The organism is Achromobacter sp. LC458, from assembly GCF_001005835.2.
Classification (GTDB): domain Bacteria; phylum Pseudomonadota; class Gammaproteobacteria; order Burkholderiales; family Burkholderiaceae_B; genus Achromobacter; species Achromobacter spanius_B.
The window spans coordinates 1-15,926 of the sequence record NZ_LBHW02000018.1; the positions used below are offsets into that span (position 1 = coordinate 1).

The 15,926-nt window shown below is 62.6% G+C and carries 13 protein-coding genes, 1 tRNA gene and 1 pseudogene; 9 read left to right on the forward strand and 6 right to left on the reverse strand.

The genetic code is table 11. The features are described 5' to 3' along the window. Positions 1-160 (forward strand): annotated as a pseudogene (locus YH64_RS30580) (LysR family transcriptional regulator); the annotation flags it as partial. 3 nt (positions 161-163) lie between these two features. Here the strand turns inward: YH64_RS30580 and YH64_RS16190 are convergent. Then, positions 164-1,360 carry a M20 aminoacylase family protein gene (locus tag YH64_RS16190; RefSeq protein ID WP_046804297.1) on the reverse strand — a complete coding sequence of 399 codons (1,197 nt, stop codon included), beginning with the start codon at positions 1,358-1,360 and terminating at the stop codon, positions 164-166. Positions 1,361-1,437: 77 nt separating this feature from the next. On the opposite strand from YH64_RS16190, the gene YH64_RS16195 reads away from it, so the two are divergent. Further along, entirely contained in the window at positions 1,438-3,189 is a 1,752-nt protein-coding gene (locus YH64_RS16195) for an AMP-binding protein (RefSeq protein ID WP_046804296.1), read from the forward strand. Here YH64_RS16195 and YH64_RS16200 read toward each other — a convergent pair. Continuing rightward, positions 3,186-4,070, reverse strand: coding sequence for an inositol monophosphatase family protein (locus YH64_RS16200; RefSeq protein ID WP_046804295.1), 885 nt, complete (start codon positions 4,068-4,070; stop codon positions 3,186-3,188). The genes YH64_RS16195 and YH64_RS16200 overlap by 4 nt on opposite strands. 146 nt (positions 4,071-4,216) lie before the next feature. On the opposite strand from YH64_RS16200, the gene mnmC reads away from it, so the two are divergent. The 6 genes from mnmC (at position 4,217) to YH64_RS16230 (ending at position 11,587) form a co-directional block, all read left to right on the forward strand. Continuing rightward, positions 4,217-6,091, forward strand: coding sequence for an FAD-dependent 5-carboxymethylaminomethyl-2-thiouridine(34) oxidoreductase MnmC (gene mnmC / locus YH64_RS16205; protein WP_046804294.1), 1,875 nt, complete (start codon positions 4,217-4,219; stop codon positions 6,089-6,091). Positions 6,092-6,360: 269 nt separating this feature from the next. After that, positions 6,361-8,586 carry a TIM-barrel domain-containing protein gene (locus YH64_RS16210; protein ID WP_046804293.1) on the forward strand — a complete coding sequence of 742 codons (2,226 nt, stop codon included), beginning with the start codon at positions 6,361-6,363 and terminating at the stop codon, positions 8,584-8,586. A gap of 229 nt (positions 8,587-8,815) precedes the next feature. Then, positions 8,816-9,904 carry a methionine ABC transporter ATP-binding protein gene (locus tag YH64_RS16215; protein WP_046804292.1) on the forward strand — a complete coding sequence of 363 codons (1,089 nt, stop codon included), beginning with the start codon at positions 8,816-8,818 and terminating at the stop codon, positions 9,902-9,904. Next, a complete protein-coding gene (locus tag YH64_RS16220; protein ID WP_046804291.1) occupies positions 9,861-10,514 on the forward strand; it encodes a methionine ABC transporter permease in 654 nt (217 codons plus the stop codon). The genes YH64_RS16215 and YH64_RS16220 overlap by 44 nt, the downstream gene beginning before the upstream one ends. A 64-nt stretch (positions 10,515-10,578) precedes the next feature. Next, positions 10,579-11,376: a MetQ/NlpA family ABC transporter substrate-binding protein gene (locus tag YH64_RS16225; protein WP_046804290.1), complete on the forward strand. Its 798-nt coding sequence runs from the start codon at positions 10,579-10,581 to the stop codon at positions 11,374-11,376. Between the two features lie 135 nt (positions 11,377-11,511). Continuing rightward, positions 11,512-11,587 (forward strand) — tRNA-Lys (locus YH64_RS16230). Between the two features lie 24 nt (positions 11,588-11,611). Here YH64_RS16230 and YH64_RS16235 read toward each other — a convergent pair. From YH64_RS16235 to YH64_RS16250, 4 genes are all read right to left on the reverse strand, one after another. Beyond that, positions 11,612-12,682 (reverse strand): site-specific integrase, encoded by a 1,071-nt coding sequence (locus YH64_RS16235; RefSeq protein ID WP_046804289.1) that lies wholly within the window; start codon positions 12,680-12,682, stop codon positions 11,612-11,614. Positions 12,683-12,992: 310 nt separating this feature from the next. After that, the gene (locus tag YH64_RS16240) at positions 12,993-14,276 is read right to left on the reverse strand and encodes a DUF1173 family protein (RefSeq protein WP_255444522.1); all 1,284 of its coding nucleotides are present in this window, start codon (positions 14,274-14,276) and stop codon (positions 12,993-12,995) included. Next, on the reverse strand, positions 14,276-14,578 hold the full coding sequence (locus YH64_RS16245; protein ID WP_143215402.1) for a hypothetical protein: 303 nt from the start codon (positions 14,576-14,578) through the stop codon (positions 14,276-14,278). Before YH64_RS16245 ends, YH64_RS16240 begins: the two co-directional genes overlap by 1 nt. 535 nt (positions 14,579-15,113) lie before the next feature. Beyond that, complete coding sequence (locus tag YH64_RS16250) at positions 15,114-15,506, reverse strand: helix-turn-helix domain-containing protein (RefSeq protein ID WP_143215403.1); 393 nt, start codon at positions 15,504-15,506, stop codon at positions 15,114-15,116. A 60-nt stretch (positions 15,507-15,566) separates the two neighbouring features. On the opposite strand from YH64_RS16250, the gene YH64_RS30790 reads away from it, so the two are divergent. Further along, positions 15,567-15,866 carry a transcriptional regulator gene (locus YH64_RS30790; RefSeq protein ID WP_370512754.1) on the forward strand — a complete coding sequence of 100 codons (300 nt, stop codon included), beginning with the start codon at positions 15,567-15,569 and terminating at the stop codon, positions 15,864-15,866. The last annotated feature ends 60 nt before the right edge of the window (positions 15,867-15,926 follow it).

Sequence of the window (15,926 nt, forward strand, 5' to 3'; positions counted from 1 at the left end):
GATGAGGCATGAAGACGGCGCCCTGGCGGCGCTGCGCTTGTTGCCCCGGCCGTTGACGCGCACCCTGAGCATCCTGGTGCCGCATGCGGATGCGGCCGCCCGCGCCGCTGAACGCTTTCTGGCGATGTGCCTGGCGGTCGGGGCGGCGGACGGCGGGTAGCGGTCAGGCTTTGACCAGGCGCTTCAAGGCCAGCTGGACCCAATACGTGCCGCCCAGCGGCAGCAGTTCGTCGTTGAAGTCGTAGCTGCCGTTATGCAGCATGCAGGGGCCCAGGCCGTGGCCGCTGTCGCGGTGTTCTCCCGTGCCATTGCCGATCCAGACGTAGCAGCCCGGCAGTTCCTGCAGCATGAACGCAAAGTCTTCCGCGCCCATCGTGGGCTGCACGTGGTCGTTGACGTTGGCCTCGCCCACGATGTCGCGCAGCACCTCGGCGCAGAACGCGGCCTCTTCGGCGTGGTTGATGGTGGGCGGGTAGTTGCGCTGGAACGTGAATTCCACCTCGCAATCCATGGCGGCGCAGGTGTGCCGCGTGATCTCTTCCATACGGCGTTCGATCAGGTCCAGCACGTCCAGCGTGAACGTGCGCACGGTGCCGCGCAGTTCAGCGTGGTTGGGCACGACGTTGTCGGCGCTGCCGGCATGGATCTGCGTAATGCTGAGCACCGCGGCGTCCAGCGGATTGCGGTTGCGCGTGATGATGGTCTGCAACGACTGCGCCAACTGTACGGCCGCCATGACCGGGTCGATGCCCAGGTTGGGCATGCCGGCGTGGGTGCCCTTGCCTTTGACGACGATCGAAAATTCGTTGCTGGACGCCATGATGGGGCCGGGCGTCAAGCCGAATTGGCCGGGCTTCATGCCGGGCCAGTTGTGCATGCCGAACACGGCTTCCATGGGGAAACGCTTGAACAGGCCGTCGTCGATCATGCGCTTGGCGCCGCCGCCGCCTTCTTCGGCCGGCTGGAAAATCACATAGACGGTGCCGGCGTAATCGCGGTGTTGCGCCAGGTATTGCGCGGCGGCCAGCAGCATCGCGGTGTGGCCGTCATGACCGCAGGCGTGCATCTTGCCGTCGTTCTTGCTGGCGTGCGCAAAACTGTTCACTTCTTGCATGGGCAGCGCGTCCATGTCGGCGCGCAGGCCCACTGCGCGATCGCCGGGCTGGTTGCCGCGGATGATGCCGACCACGCCCGTGCCGCCCAAGCCACGGTCGACCTCGATGCCCCATTCTTCAAGCTTGGCCGCCACCACGTCGGCGGTGCGGAATTCTTCGAAAGCCAGTTCGGGATGCGCGTGGATGTCGCGGCGGATCTTCGAAATATCCTGGTGCCAGGCGACGATGGGTTCGAGCAGTTTCATGGGGAAAGGTGGGGCGAAAAAAGGGAACGCAACAAGGTTATCATCATTCAAAAATCTATTTAATGGAGACAAACACCATGACGCGTCCGTGGCTTGCCCATTACCCGCAGGGGGTGCCGGCAGAGATCTCCACCGAGGGTTATTCCTCGCTGGCCGACCTGCTCGACCGCGCTTGCAAACAGTACGCCACGCGCATCGCCTGCACGGCGATGGGCAGCGATATCACCTATGCGCAGCTGGATCGGCATGCGCGCGCCTTCGCCGGATGGTTGCAAAGCCTGGGCCTGGAAAAGGGCGCCCGCGTGGCGCTGATGATGCCCAATGTGCCGGCCTACCTGGTCGGCATGCTGGGCACGCTGCGCGCGGGCATGGTCGTGGTGAACGTGAACCCGCTGTACACAGCCGACGAACTGGAACGCCAGTTGCAAGACAGCGGCGCGTCCGTGATCCTGATCCTGGAAAACTTTGCCCACACCTTGCAGGGCGTGAAGAATCGCGGTCGGCTCAAGCATATTGTCGTGACGGGGCCGGGCGATCTGCTCGGTGGGCTGAAGGCGCCGCTGGTCAACTTCGTGGCCCGCCATATCAAGAAGATCGTTCCCGCCTGGAACATCGATGGCGCGCAGTCCTTGCCCAAGGTCTTGGCCGCCGGCGCCAACCTGCCATTCACGCCGCCCGCGCTGACGATGGATGACGTGGCGGTGTTGCAGTACACGGGCGGCACCACAGGCGTACCCAAGGGCGCGATGCTGTCGCACCGCAACCTGACGGCCAACGTGCTTCAAACCGAAGCCGTCGCGCAGCCCGTCGTGCACGATCTGGCAAATTCCCAGCTCACCATCATCAGCGCGCTGCCGCTGTATCACGTGTTTGCGATGACAGTTTGCGGCTTGTATGGCTTGCATGCGGGCATGCGCAACGTGCTGATCATCAACCCGCGCGACCAGCCTTCGCTGATTGCGGCCTGGCGCAAGGTGCCGATCAATCTGTTCCCGGGCGTCAACACTTTGTTCAATGCGCTGGCCCACAACGCCGACTTTGCCAAGCTGGATTTTTCGGCCCTGCGCTTGACGCTGGGCGGCGGCATGGCCGTGCAGCAACCGGTGGCCGAACGCTGGCTGAAGATCACAGGCCGCCCTTTGATTGAAGGCTATGGCTTGTCGGAAACGTCGCCGGTGGCGACGGTGAACCCCACCAACGCCACGGCGTATTCCGGTTCGATCGGCCTGCCGTTGCCCTCCACCGACGTGGCCATTCTTGACGATGCCGGTCACGAAGTGCCGCTGGGCGAACGCGGCGAAGTGGGCATACGCGGGCCGCAGGTCATGCTGGGCTATTGGCAAAAGCCCGAAGAAACGCAGCAATCGATGACGGCCGACGGGTTCTTTCGCACAGGCGACATCGGCATCATGGACGACAAGGGTTATACGCGCATCGTGGACCGCAAAAAGGACATGATCGCGGTGTCCGGATTCAAGGTCTATCCGAACGAGGTCGAGGCCGTGGTGGCGCAGATGCCGGGCGTGCTTGAATGCGCGGCTATCGGCGTGCCGGACGAACACTCCGGAGAATCGGTGAAGGTGTTCGTGGTCAAGAGCGACCCGTCGTTGACCGAGGCGCAGGTGCAGGACTGGTGCCGCGAAAAGCTCACGGGGTACAAGCGACCGCGCTTCGTGGAATTTCGCGACGAATTGCCCAAGAGCAACGTGGGCAAGATCCTGCGCCGCGAATTGCGGCCCGACGCGTCTTCATCCGCACCCGCCGCGTCGCCATCTGGCGCCAACCCAGGCGCGAACACAGGCGCAAATGCGGGCGCGACCGCTCGCTAGGCGGCTGCCGGCCCGTTGTCCAGATGCGGCGCAATCATGTCGTGCAGGGCGCGTTCGATGGCGGGGTTGCCCGCCACGACGCGTCCACCGATAGGCCAGGGATCCAGCTTGTGCATGTCTGAACACGTGCCGCCCGCTTCGCGCAGGATCAGCGTGCCGGCGGCCACGTCCCACGGCGCCAGCCCCATCTCCCAATACCCGTCGTAGCGGCCGCAAGCCGTCCATGCCAGGTCCAGCGCGGCCGCGCCCATGCGCCGCACGCCGCGCGCGCGCTTGATGGCGTCGTTCAGCATGGGCATGTATTGGTCGGCAAAGGAAAAGTCGCGGAACGGAAAGCCGGTGGCCAGCACGGAATCTTCGATGGTCTGCGTGCGCGAACACTTGATGCGGCGGCCGTTCAACCAGGCGCCGATGCCGTACACGGCGGTAAACAGTTCTTCGCGATTCGGGTCGTACACCACGCCAATAACGGGCGTGTCTTCGGCAAGCGTTTCGGTGGCTGATACCGCCGTGCCCGCGTGCGCGATCAGCGCGATGGAAACGGCGTAGTGGGGAATGTCGTGCAGGAAGTTGGTGGTGCCATCAAGCGGGTCGATGTACCAGGTGGCGCTGCCTTGCGGCTTGCCGCCCGTCTCTTCGGCCACGATGCCGAACTTGGGCGTACGCTCGCGCAGTTCCTGAATAATGACGGCCTCGGCTTCGCGGTCCGCCTGCGAGACGAGATCGTTGCGCGCCTTGCGGTCGATCACGAGATCGGCGCGATGATGCGCGTAGGATTGCAAGATGGCCGCGCCGCCATGCGCTGCGGTAACTGCCGCATCGATCGCGGCGCACAGGTCGATGGGCTGGGCCAGTGAGCGGGGCTGATCATAGGTGTCCATGCAAACCAGTGTAAGCCCATGATTGCGTCAAACCCGCGGCAGCCGCGCGAAAGCCGGGCGCCGCGTGGCGTCCATCCAACGTCTGCGCGGCGGCCCGTCGATAATTCGCGTTTGTCACAACTCTGTCCATTCTTTCGAAAAACCCCATGTCCGCGCCTTACGTTCCCCTGACCCCCGCAGTGATCGAATTCGACGCCGACGGCAAGCTGTACAGCGCCGTGTACGGCGACGTCTATCACCCGCACCCCGGATCGGTGGGGCAGGCCGAACACGTGTTCCTGCGTGGTAACGGGCTGCCGGCGCGCTGGCGTGGACGCGACGCATTTACCGTTTGCGAGACCGGTTTCGGCCTGGGACTCAATTTTCTGGCGCTGTGGCACGCCTGGCGGCAAGATCCCCAGCGGCCTGCCGCGCTGCATGTGGTGTCGATAGAGGGGCATCCCTTTACCCGCGATGACCTTGCCGCCTTGCTGGCTCGCTACGCCGCTACGCCACTGGCCGAGTTGGCGCAGCGCCTGGTGGACCAATGGCCCGCGCTGCTGCCGGGGCTGCATCGGCTGGAATTCGAGAACGGCGCGGTGACGTTGACGCTGGGCTTTGGCGATGCCGAAGCAATTGCACCGCGCCTGTCTGCGCGCGTGGACGCCTTCTTCCTGGACGGCTTCGCGCCAGAGCGCAATCCGGGCATGTGGTCCGCGCCATTGCTGCGCGATCTGGCGCAACTGGCCGCGCCTGGCGCCACGGTAGCCACCTGGGCATGCAGCGGCGAGCTGCGCCAGGCCCTGCAGGACGCGGGTTTTGACGTGCGGCGCACGCCCGGCTACGGCGGCAAATGGCATATGACCGAGGGCATCGCCCGCGCGCCGGGCCAGGTAGCCGCCGCCATCGCCGGGCCGGTGGCCGTCAAGCATGCCGTGGTGATCGGCGCAGGGCTGGCGGGGGCCGGCATCGCGCAGTCGCTGGCCGGGCGCGGTTGGCGTGTAACGGTGCTGGATGCGGCCCGGGCGCTGGGCAAGCCCGCGCATGCGGGCCATGTGGCCGCCGCCCTGACGCCCGTGGTGGCACGCGACGACAATGCACGCGCACGCCTGTCCCGCGCCGGAAGCCAACGCGCGCAGGCCCGCTGGCAAGGGCTGGGCGGCGATGCCGCGCCCCGGGTTTGCGGTACGGTCCAGGTTGAACGCGACGCCGGCAAATCCGCCGCGCTGGCCGGCACATTGCAAACCTTGGCGTTCCCGCCCGATTGGGTGCGGGTGGTCGACCGTGACGAAGCCAGCGCCTTGGCCGGCCTGCCGGTGGCCCGGGGCGGCGTGTACTTCGGACAAGGCATGCTGGTTCAGCCCAACCGTCTTATCGACGCGTTGCTGCAAACGCCCGGCGTCGGCGTTGTGCCGGGCAACGCGGCCCGTGTCGAGGCGTCGGGGCAGGGCTGGCGCGTCTTGGACGCCCAGGGCAAAGAATTGGCGCAGGCGCAAACCGTCATCCTGGCCAACGCCTTTGGTGCGCAAGCGGTATTGAAGCAAAGCGGGTTGCTGGACCCTCTGCCGCGCGTGGCGCAGATGCACGCGCTGGCGGGCGAAGTCACGCTGGTGCCCGCTGCGGCGCTTGACGGCGGTCCGCGCTGCATTGTGGGAGGCGAAGGCTATCTGCTGCCGGATGTGGGTGCAGGTTGCGTGGTCGGCAGCACTTACGAACACGGCGCGGCCCAAGCCTTGGTCACCGAGCCGGGCCAGCGCACCACCTTGGCCAAGGCGGCGGGGCTGCTGGGCGGCCACTTTCCGGGTTTTGAGGCCTTGATGCCCGGGTCGCTGCCGGGGTGGGCGGGCTGGCGCGCCGTGTTGCCTGGGCGGCTGCCCGCCGTGGGGGAATTGCGGCACGCGCCTGGGCTTTGGATAGCCGTAGGCTATGCGTCGCGGGGCTTGTCGTGGTCGGCGCTGATGGGCGATGTGATCGCGGCACGCCTGAGCGGCGAGCCGGATGTGCTGGAAACCGATCTGGCCCAACTTATTTCACCAAGGTGAAAAAAAGTTCGGTCTCTGGCAGGGGCCGGAGCCAGGTGGCGTAGAATTGCGGTAATTGCCAGGATTTGGCGCCAAATAGACCGTAATGGGCCTGATGTTGGCGTTTCGGCGGCGCGCGGCTCTAGGCCGAGAGGCGTTGGCCGAGGGCTTTACGACCCCTTTTTAAGGATGAGAAACCCATCCAGAAGAGGGACCGAGTTTATTTCAAAGCTCAAATCCGTCAAAATAGCGTCTTTTGATGGTTTTTGGCTTAAGCCGGGGGATGCTCTGTGCCGCCCAAGTTCGACTTTGCCCATACTACCCAGCTCGACAACATCGAGCTGCTGACGTCCCGCCCCAGTCGTTTTGATTTCGACGCGGGCGATGGGTTGCACCTGGTAGTCGAGGCGCATGCGCCTGGTGTTTTTCGCCTGCGCTGCGGCGAGGCGAACCACCTGAACGATGACAAGCCCGGCGCGCGTGCGCGCGCCGTGGCCGAGATGCTGCTCGCGCGCCAAGAGGCCGTGGGCGAAGCCACCATTGCCCCGCGCGATGGCGGCGATGGCTGGCGCATCACCCAGGGCGACGTCGCCCTGGAGATCCAGTCCAACCCCGTGCGCGTTGCGATGTATCGCAACGACGAACGGGTATTCGAGTCGGAAGTCTCGGCGCATACGCCCGCGTTCGGGCATAACGCGCTGGACAAGGAAGACGACGCAGTCTGGACGGCGGGGTTCACCTTGCTGGCCGACGAGCGTGTCTTTGGCCTGGGCGAAACCCCGGGCGACTTGAACCGCCGCGAAGAATCTGTTGTCTCTGACGACCCCGAGCATCGCGCCTTGCCATTGGCATGGAGCCCGCGCGGCTGGGGCGTCTACGTCAACACGATGCGTCGCGTAGAACATGCCGTGGGCGTCGCGCCGGCGGATTCCGCCTACGTGCTGACCGTTGACGATGCCGTGCTGGACGTGTTCCTGTTCGCCGGCGAGCCCGCCGAAATCCTGAACCAATACACCGCGCTGACCGGCCGTGCCGGCCAGCCCGTGCTGTGGGCGATGGGCGCGTGGCTGACCCAGGCTGCCGGCGAAATGCCTACGCAGACGGTCGCCCTGGTGGCGCGCATGCGCGAAAACCAGATTCCGGTGGACGCCGTCACATTGGCGCAGCCGGTGGCGTGGGGCTTCCAGTCCGACAAGGCGGTTTTCGAATGGGACGCCCAGCGCTTCCCTGACGCCAAGCAGATGCTGGCGCTTTTCCATAAGCACAACGTGCATGTCGCGGCCTCCGGTTTCCCCGGCGTGCTCAAGAGCAGCCCGTTGTTCGAGGAACTGGAAGATCGCGGCTGGCTGCTGGCCAAGGAAGACGGCGCCGCGCAGGTGTTCGACGGCATCGCCGCCACCTCGGGGCAGCCCTTCGGCTTGCTGGACCTGACCTATCGCGACATCTACAACCTGTGGGTCGAGCGTCATCGCCAGCTGATCGACGACGGCCTGGACGCGCCCGCTTGCGACGCCCAGATCGCCATCCCCGATGGCGTGACGGCACGCAATGGCGAAACGGGCCCCGCGTTGCGCACGATGTACCCGCTGCTGGTGCGCCGCGCGTTGTTCGATGCCGTGGCCGGCCTGAAAGTGCCGCCCGAAGGCGTCGTGCCCAGCTCTGACCTGTTCCCCGCCGCGCAGCGCCTGCCGTGGCAGGTGGGGCCGCAGGCGGAAAACTCCTGGGATGGCCTGCGCCATACCTTGCGCACCGCCTTGTCGATCGGCGCCAGCGGCCTGCCCGTACAGGTCCATGGCATTGGTTCGGCCTCGCGCGATCGCGCCGGCATGACATCCGAACTGTATTTGCGCTGGTTGACCGTGGGTGTGTTCTCGGCCAACTTCTCGTTCCAGGGCGTGGAAGGCCTGATGCCTTGGGACTTCGACGAAGACACCCTGGCGCAAGCCCGCACCTGGATGCAATGGCGTTATCGCCTGGTTCCCTATGTGCTGGGTGCCATCGAGGATTCCGCCCGCACCGGTTTGCCGGTGCAGCGTTCCATGGCGCTGTCGTTCCCGAACGACCCGCACGCCCACGAATGGGATCTGCAATACCTGCTGGGCCCGGCCCTGCTGGTGGCGCCGGTTACCGAACCGGGCAAGCAGGTGCGCGTGTATCTGCCCAAGGGCGAAGCCTGGTGGGATCTGAACACCGGCCATCGCTACGAAGGCGGCACCACCTGGACGATCGACTGCGAACTGGGCCAGTTCCCGGTTTTTGGCCGTGAAGGGCACATGCTCTGTCTGGGACCCGCCGCGCAGCATACGGGCGAATTCAATTCGGCCCGTATCCTGGACGAAGTCTGGATGTTCGGCATGCCGGTGCACAACCCGGTTGTCATGCGCAACAAGATCCGCGTGATGCAGATGCAGGGCTCCAGCTACATCAAGGGACTGGAAGGGCTGCGTATTTCGCCGTCCGAAGGCCTTGAGGTCAAGCGCCGGGGGGCCGAAGTCCGCATTTCGCGCGCACGCTGACATCGGCGCGGCCGGCTCCCCGGTCATCGTCATAAAAGGGGCAGTCAGGAAGGCTTTCCTTCCTGACTGCCCTTTACGCGTTTTGCCGTGTCCGTATCGCGATCCTTCCTGCGGTGACGCGGGCCAATGAATCGCGGGCGCGGTACGCCGCGCCATATTACTTATAGTTATTAAAAATGAAAAAAACGGTCGTTCTCTTCAGAAGAGAAAAGATACAAAATCGCTTGCCATGATTCACATCGAGAACCTATCCAAGACCTATGCCACGCCGCATGGACAATTCCAGGCGCTGCGAGGCATCAACCTGCACATTGAGCAGGGCGAGGTCTTCGGCATAATCGGCCCCAGCGGGGCCGGTAAAAGCACGCTGGTCCAGTGCATCAACCTGCTTGAGCGCCCGAACGAAGGCACGATTGCCATCGGCGGACAGCAACTTACCGGACTGAACGAGGCGCAGCTGCGTGGTCAGCGCCGTCGTATCGGCATGGTGTTCCAGGGCTTTAACCTGCTGTCGCGCCGCACGGTGTACGGCAACGTTGCGCTGCCGCTGGAAATCGCCGGCGTGGCCAAGGCCGAGATCCCGGCCCGCGTCGAGCGCTTGTTGGCGCTGGTGGGCCTGGAGCATCTGCGTGACCGTTATCCCAGCCAGATCAGCGGCGGTCAGAAGCAGCGCGTCGGTATCGCGCGCGCCTTGGCCAATAACCCCGACGTGCTGCTCAGCGATGAAGCCACGTCCGCGCTGGACCCGGAAACCACGCACAACATCCTGGCGCTGCTGCGCGACATCAACCGCAAGACGGGCGTGACGGTGGTGATGATCACGCACCAGATGGAAGTGGTGCGCGAAGTGTGCGACCGGGTGGCCGTGCTGTCGCAAGGTGAAGTGGTGGAAATCGGCAGCACGCGCGAAGTGTTCGCGCAGCCGCGCCATGACGTCACGCGCGGCATGGTGTCGGCCGCTACCGCGTCCGACCTGACCGACGCCACCTTGGCCGCCGTGAAAGAACGCATCGCCGCGCTGGCCGCCGCACAGCCCGGCCAGGCCGTGCGCTTGTTGCGCCTGTCTCTGACCGGCACGGATTCGTCGGGCTCGTTCCTGACCGATCTATCCAAGCAGTTTTCGCTGGACGTGGGCCTGGTGCAGGCCCGCGTTGAAGACATCCAGGGTGTGGCCGTGGGCACGATGTTCGTGCTGGCCCAAGGCACGCCCGCCGCGGTCAAGGACGCGATTGCCGCGTTGACCGCCCGTGACATTACCGTTGAAGAAATAGCTCATGAGTCCGCAACTGATCGACCTGCTTATTACGTCGCTGCTTGACACCTTGTTGATGGTGGGCGTGGCCAGCGCGATAGCGGTGGTCATCGGCATTCCGCTGGGCGTGACGCTGACCGTCACCGCGCGCGGCAACATGCTGGAGAACCAGCCGGTGAACCACGTGTTGGGCGCCATCATCAACGCCACGCGTTCGGTGCCCTTTGTGATCCTGATGGTCGCCATCATTCCGTTCACGCGGCTGGTGGCGCAGACGTCCATCGGCACCACGGCCGCGATCGTGCCGCTGTCGGTGGCCGCGATTCCGTTCATGGCCCGCATCGCTGAAAACGCCATGCGCGAAGTGGACCCGGGCCTGATCACGGCGGCGCGCGCCATGGGCGCATCGCCGATGCAGATCATCCTGAAGGTACTGTTGCCCGAAGCCTTGCCTGGCCTGATCGCCGCCACCATCGTCACCGTGGTCAGCCTGATCGGCTATTCGGCAATGGCCGGCGCCATTGGTGGCGGTGGCCTGGGCGACCTGGCCATTCGCTACGGCTACCAGCGTTTTCAATCCGACGTCATGGCCGCGGTCGTGATCGCGCTGATCGTGTTGGTGCAGGCGATTCAAAGCCTGGGCGACCGTTTCGTGCGCCGCATGTCGCATCGCTGAACGCGACATCGCTTCACTCTTGCTTCAATCTTCTTTCTACTTCCGTTACTCGGGATATCGCAACATGAGCATCAAGGTTTTGAAGTCGCTGGCTGCATTCGCGCTTGGCGCCGCCGTATTCGCCCAGCCCGCGCTGGCACAGGACAAGCCGTTGAAGGTTGGCGTCACCGCCGGCCCGCACGCGCAGATCTTTGATGTGGTCAAGGCCGAAGCCGCCAAGCAAGGGCTGAACATCCAGATCATCGAATTCACCGACTACGTGCAGCCCAACGTGGCACTGGCCGCGGGCGACCTGGATGTGAACAGCTACCAGCATCAGCCCTATCTGGACAACGCCAACGCCGACCGCGGCTACAAGCTGGTCAGCATCGCCAAGACGGTGATTTTCCCGATCGGCATCTACAGCAAGAAGATCAAGTCGCTGGCCGAACTGAAAGACGGCGCGCGCATTGCGCTGCCGAACGACCCGACCAACGGTGGTCGTGCCCTGTTGCTGCTGCAAGCCAATGGCTTGATCAAGCTGCGTCCGGAAGCGGGCCTGAAGGCGACCCCGATCGACGTCGTGGAAAACAAGAAGAAGCTGCGCTTCATCGAACTGGACGCCGCCCAGTTGCCGCGTTCGCTGGACGACACCGACGCGTCGGCCATCAACACCAACTTCGCGCTGGAAGCCGGCCTGAACCCGACCAAGGACGCCATCGCCCAGGAATCGCCGGATTCGCCCTACGCCAACGTGCTGGTCGTGCGCGAGAAGGACAAGGACCGCGCCGAATTCGCCAAGCTGATCAGCATCTATCACAGCCCGGCGGTGAAGCAGTTCATTGAGACCAAGTACAAGGGCGCCGTGGTGGCCGCCTGGTAATCCAGGACGCCGCACCGCTCGAAAACGGCCGCCGCAAGCGGCCGTTTTTTATGGACGCACGGACGGCTTGAGCGGAACGGGGCGTCATTATTTTGACAAGTCCGAAGAAATCCGCCATAATTTCTGGCTTCGGTCGGGCTGATAGCTCAGTCGGTAGAGCAGCGGACTTTTAATCCGTTGGTCGCGAGTTCGAGTCTCGCTCAGCCCACCACCAAACTCCCGCAGTATCAAGAACTTACGCCGCTATCACTAGCGGCGTTTTTTCTTTCTGTTCCGACTTTGACCAAAATTCGACCGTGTTCGAATGGTGGGCCAAGTGTGACGGGGCCAAATGGGCATAGCGTTGAACCATGTCCAGCGTCTCCCAACCCCCCAGATCCTTTAGGACCATGAGTGGTGTTCCGGCTTGTACATGCCAGCTGGCCCAGGTATGGCGAAGGTCGTGGAAATGAAAGTCGTCAATCCCGACCTCGGCGCACGCACGACGCAAGCAGCGAGCATCGACCTGGCTGATCTTCCGCACCACACCATCTCTTGATGGTCGTTCGAAGACAAACCTCTTGGCTTTGGGAATCCGGCGCTGCAGCACTGCCATCGCGTCCGCGTTGAGGGGCACCGACCTGGCATAGCCCGATTTCGCCTCTTCCGCAATGACCCATGCGTTTCGCTGGGGCATATCCACGTTGCTCGGCCTGAGCGAAAGCAATTCGTCTTCCCGCATGCCAGTCGCCACGGCAACGAGGCTGACATCGCGCATCCACTCAAGCGTCATCGCGCTTATCAGCCGACCGATGACGGATGGGGGTTCCCATCGCACACGATTATCGGGTTCAACGAACTCCGAAAATTTCGGGCACTTGTCGATCCAGTCCCAGTCTTCACATAGCTTGAGCATCCTGCGAAGCGTGGCTAGGTAGCGGTTTTTGGTCGCTGCACTTACCGGCGTGGGTTTGCGATGCTTATGGGTAGTATGCGTCGGCAGTTTGTCCGCGATCTCGTCGAATTTTAAAGAGCGAATGGCACGTCCAGAGAACTGAGTACGCCAATATGCGACGTGCCGGACCTTGCTGTCATAGTCGCGTAGTCCGTCCCATAGTCGAAGACAACGCACCGCGGCCTCTTCAAAAAACCGGTCGGGTTGCTCGCCGAGCTTGGCTTGACGCCAGAGGTCGGCTTTCAGCTTGTCGTGGTATTCCTGCGCGGCTTGCCTGTCCGTCGTTCCAGAAGAGCATCTAACTCGCGGGACGCCTGGGACGCGGATATCAACTTGCCAAATACCTGAGGTTTCATCTTTGCGGATGGGCATTGTGCATCTCCCACAACCCGCAGCGATAGCTGGGTGACATTGTTGTTCTTTTCCGAAAATGCAGCAAGGCGCGATGGCCAAATGCGCCATGCGCCCCTCGCCCTAAGCTGAAAACCAAGCTCTTTGCGATAGCTGAATATGGTGCTGTAAGAAATGTTGAGGCGCATTGCTGCTTCTTGCAGGGTGAGCGCCTTTTCATCCACGTTCTCTGCCGGAGGCATGGAGGACATGCGAACTCCTTTATCGGGGCGGGGAAATATCGGGGTGGCCCAGTAAAGCCAGAAGGCTAGGGACCGTTCGGGGTCATTGCTTAACCGTGCGATCTCAGTGGTGCCGGGAAGTCCGGTACCGGATCACCGATGGACGCGTTCCAAGACCACCAGCCTTCTTTGCCGTACGTCTCGTCGTAGTGCGCGCCCTTTTCTGCCTTGCGCGCCAGGTATTCCGGCGTGCTCATGCCCCACACCTCCAGCGGCGCTGGCGTGTGCCTGTCGCGCAACCAAAAATCCGGGAAGCCTACGTCCTCGCCAGCGTCAAACCGGAGCGGCTTTTCGAACCGGCGCTTTTCCGCCACGAGCTTGTCAGCGACCAGAGCCTCGTAGCCTGAATCGACTGGGATCCAGTCGCGCGTTGTCTGCATCAGGGCGATATCGACAACTTGCGCTCGCATGCTGCCACCAGAGGACTTGGGTGGATCAGTCTGTACGACAGCGATGACGGCATTCCCAGCCCGCCAAGAGTCGATTTCTCGCGCAAAGCGGCGCTCCAAAGGTTCCCAGACGTTTTCATCGAGGTTCAGGTACGGGATTCCATGAAACCCCGCGATAGGCAGCGTGGCGCTGCCGTCCATTCCCTCTTGGTGCTGTGCGAGGGGGGCAACTACAACCAAACGCCGTCGTTGAGTAACCGCCTCCAGGGCCTTGGCCTTGTTGTGTCCCGCTTGCTGCCCGCTTGCGGTCGGCGTGGAGATCAGGAGGTTTTGAGCCAGTCGAACACGCCCCGCATAGGTAGTCATGGCCGAGCGCAGCAAGTGGTAATGCACCACACCAAGATTGCGCTTTCCTTCCATGACTGGCGACCATGCGTGCAGGCCTGCTTGTGTCCAGAGAAAATGCAGGAGGCCGAGCAACGTCATGCTGGTTTGACCGGTTCGCGGGCGCGTCGCAGGCATCGACGGTGCGGTGGCGGACGAGACGTCGCCTTCTTCTGGGGCGGACGTCGCACGCTGTTGAAGCCCGACCTTCAGCTTAATCTTGACCGCGCCGTCGTCGAGTTCTTGGACCACTCCGCGCCGGTATGAACCAAGACCGGACATGTTCGGATCTACACCGTAATAAACGCAGTCTTCGCTGTGCTCTGACCCTGTCTCGGGAAAGCGGGCAAGGTGGAATCGATCAGAGTTGGAACGGCTGTGGATCGACAAGCGCCGTTCGCCCAATCCAGGGCAAGTACACCTCACGTCTGCCTTGCCATGCGCCATCAAGAGTACGCGTTTCCAGCCGTCCTTGAACTGATCAGCTGTTTGAAACTCCGGCGAGAACGGTCGGGTCATTCCGGCTAGCGTGACCTCCACGGTATATATCTTTCGATCCATCAGTGGCCTCCGCCCTCGATCCCATCAGCCTGACTGCAAAATTGGTACTTGCTGTTGAAGTCGCGCTTTCTTTGAAGAGCGTTCATGTGTGTGTAGACCTCCGTGAGATGGAGCCATGTGCCATCCGAATCGGAGCGCTCGATTTCCGTATTGTTTAGCAGGTAAACACCGGGAAAAACCTGGTGAACGCCGATTCGGATGCCGCCGCCGAGATACCACAACGTTGGCGGCTTCCTGCCGACTTGCACGGCGCGGGCAAGTTGAGACCCTGCCCGGTGTTCGCCCAACACGTTATTCGCCACGTGGGGCTTGTCCTACTTAGGCGCTCGTTTGAATGCCCGACCCCGCAATAGCGCTCGGTCGGTCAACGTCTGCAGGGATGGACAATCCAACCGTTGCACGAGATCAATGCGCCCGCCAGGCTCTGCACCTGGCCAGATTTGTACGTCAGCGCTTGTTGCGAAACGGGCTTCACGGGCCTCGTCTGGCGCATTGATTCTTGCCGCTTCTTTAATGCCCGGGGCCAAGCTTTCGCTCGCGGCTATCTCCCCTACTGCGGCCGCAGGGGCCGCAGGACAAGTTCATGTTTCGCAGTGTTAAAGAGCTAGACCGAACATTTCTGTATCGGCCCTAATAATATAACTAAAGTCATAAGAATGGGCAACACTCTAGTTATATTTCAGCATCTTTATGTTGCGTCAGTCTCTCTTGGTTACGCTGGCAGGAAAAAAAGACAACGGCGGTACTACGGACAGGGTGGTCCGCCGGCTTGAGAGATTGGGATTGGGGTTAGGCGGCAGACCAAAGGGGAATTTGGGACGCACCTGTGGCAAGCACCTAAGCGACTCTTTTGCTATCGCTTTGCTCGCTCGCCCCGGCGATGAAGTCTGCGAGACGGATGTCCAATTCGTTCTGCTTGGCTGGCGACAATTTCTCGAACTCGCTCAACCGAGCTACTTTGAACGGCCAATAGCCTTGTTCTGACTGCGCCAAGTCGTCGCTGCCATATACGAGCCAGTTAGTGCTGGCACCGAGCGCACGGGCGATCTCGGTGGTGTGCCGCGTGGCTCCGCCGCGCTCGATTTTCGCGATCGCTGCTTGGGAGATGCCGGCGCGGGCCGCGAGCTGCTCCTGAGTCAGCTCTAGCTCTTTCCGACGCTGTCTGACGCGTAATCCGATCGCCTTGAGGTCCATGCGCCGAAGCGTATTCGTGTAGTTGTATTCCGTCAAAAACTCAAAGAATAAAAATCATTGACCTAAAAATAACTAAAGTTATAAAATTAAAGGATGATGATCTATGAAGCTTCCGACCAATATGGGCCTTCGTATGAGGCCCTCAAAAAAGCCATCGCACTGGCGGGCACGCAAGAGGCATTGGCGCAGATGCTCGGTGTTACGCAGCCGGCCGTCAACAAGATGCTTAAGAGTAAGGCGCCCCTCGGCGCGCATCACTGCGTTCGCATCATGACTCATCTCGGTATTTCGCGGCAGGACCTACGACCGACCGACTATTGGGAGGTCTGGCCTGATCTCCCCGAGCCCTCGGACCAAGGCCCCACATGCGAAGCCGCGTCGAAGCGGTTTCCCTAATTTCAGTTTTTAGCGGCTAAACGCAAACCGCTTAGGCCGCTAGACGCTCGCACCTCAATG